Source organism: Desulfatiglans anilini DSM 4660, assembly GCF_000422285.1.
Lineage (GTDB): Bacteria > Desulfobacterota > DSM-4660 > Desulfatiglandales > Desulfatiglandaceae > Desulfatiglans > Desulfatiglans anilini.
The window spans coordinates 1-1,870 of sequence record NZ_AULM01000097.1; the positions used below are offsets into that span (position 1 = coordinate 1).

Consider the following 1,870-nt stretch of genomic DNA (forward strand, 5'->3'; position numbering starts at 1 on the left):
TACAACCTGGTTTCCAAATCCGCCAAATCTGCTCTAAAATCCCAATGTTTTCAGGGGGTGGAGTTTGAATCCCCGGCTAATTTGGACAGCAGTGAGGCGGTAAAGAAAAGCTTGGTAAAAGTTCTGAATGGTGACTCTTCAGGGACAGTGGCAGGTAATGATCATGCCATATGGTACAGAGAATTATTTGCCACGAGTGTAAACGTGGGTCTGATTTCTGCATCTGACCTTGCCGGTTACCGCAGTCAGCCTGTCTATATCCGAAAATCAATGCATGTACCGCCCCGCTACGAAGCCGTGCGCGATCTTATGCCAGCATTCTTCACTCTTCTAAAAGATGAAAAGGAACCCGCTGTAAGGGCTGTTTTGGGTCACTTTTTCTTTGTGTATATCCATCCGTATGTTGATGGGAATGGCCGCATGGGAAGATTCCTGATGAATGTAATGTTAGCCAGCGGCGGCTATCCATGGACAGTTATTCCGTTTGAAACCCGCAATGACTACATGGCCGCCCTGGAAGAAGCGAGCGTAAGAAAGAATATTGAACCGTTTTCCAGATTTCTGGCTGAACTCGTTCAAAAAGGAATGACACATTGATGTGTCTAACACAGAAACCGTCCGGGGGCACTAAGAAGCTATGCATGTATAGAATTGAGCCCAATAATGTCTGGAGTGACTACCGCAATTTCTGAAACAAACAATAATATTTATATTAGGGGGTGGTCTATGGCATTCTTTTCAGGGCGGTATCGGAAACCATCAAGGAGTTGATGCAAGATAGCAGGTACCTGGGAACGGAAGTGGGCTTCATCGCGACCCTGCATACCTGGTCGCAGACCCTCATGGACCACCCCCATGTTCATCGCATCGTCATAGAAGGAGGGTTGTCCCGGGACGGAAAGCGGTGGGTATCGTGTAAGGGAAAGTTTTTCCTTCCCGTAAAGGTGCTCTCCCGGTTGTTCCGGGGGAAGTTCCTGGCCTGCCTCAAAGAGGCCTATGAAAAGGGGAAGTTTATATTTCCTGGCAGGATCGCGTCGTTGAAGGAGAAAGAGACCTTCAAGGTCCTGCTCAAGGATCTCTATGCACACGAGTGGGTGGTTTCCTGTAAATCCCCGTTCCGGAGCGCAGAAACGGTGGTGGATTATCTCGGACGCTAAACCCGCCGGGTTGCCATCTCGAACCAGAGATTGGTGGTGCTGGAGAATGGCCGGGTCACCTTCCGTTATCGTGATCGCACTGACCATAATGCGACAAAGCTCATGACCCTGGATGCCCTTGAGTTCATCCGACGCTTTTTGCTGCACATCCTGCCCGATGGGTTCATGAAGATCAGGCACTACGGCATCCTGAGCAACCGGAAGCCGGCGGGGTCTTTTGGCCCGTTCGATGTTGTCGATCCAGCCGAGGTCTTTCTTGAGCACGTTGCGGTAAAGAAACAGGATGGCGCAGAGCGCCTGATTCTGGGTGGAGGCCGCCACCCTTTTTTCCACAGCCAGATAGCTCAGGAAAGCGCTGACCTGGGCCTCTCCCATTTCCAGTGGATGTTTCCGGTTGTGGAAGAAAATGAACCGCTTGATCCAATGGACGTAAGTCTGTTCGGTGCGATAGCTCATGTGCCGGACACGAAGCGCAGCCCGGACCTGGTCGAGAAGTTTCGGCTTTTCCATGGCATTTCTCCCGGGGTGTCTACCCGCGGGTTCCGACAAGGGCCTTTCAGTAGGGCGGCCTTAGTTGGCGCCGGACGCCCGGCACCCTTCGTACGTACCCGAGTGGATCAACTTGGCGGCGCGGCGGACGGGGGGGCACTTGAAAAGGCGGAACGATCGGGAAATGGCGATCCGAGGTGGGGGCAATGCTCTGAATCTTGCCG

The 1,870-nt window shown here is 52.4% G+C and carries 1 protein-coding gene and 2 pseudogenes; 2 read left to right on the forward strand and 1 reads right to left on the reverse strand.

What is annotated here, in order from left to right:
* Both H567_RS26540 and H567_RS30245 read left to right on the forward strand, forming a co-directional pair.
* Positions 1-597, forward strand: a 597-nt coding sequence (locus tag H567_RS26540; RefSeq protein WP_035255678.1) for a Fic family protein, incomplete at its 5' end; no start/stop codon positions are given.
* 125 nt (positions 598-722) lie between these two features.
* Positions 723-1,358 (forward strand): annotated as a pseudogene (locus H567_RS30245) (IS91 family transposase); the annotation flags it as partial.
* Positions 1,359-1,460: 102 nt separating this feature from the next.
* Here the strand turns inward: H567_RS30245 and H567_RS30250 are convergent.
* A pseudogene (locus H567_RS30250) lies at positions 1,461-1,667 on the reverse strand (site-specific integrase); the annotation flags it as partial.
* Positions 1,668-1,870 lie beyond the last annotated feature (203 nt).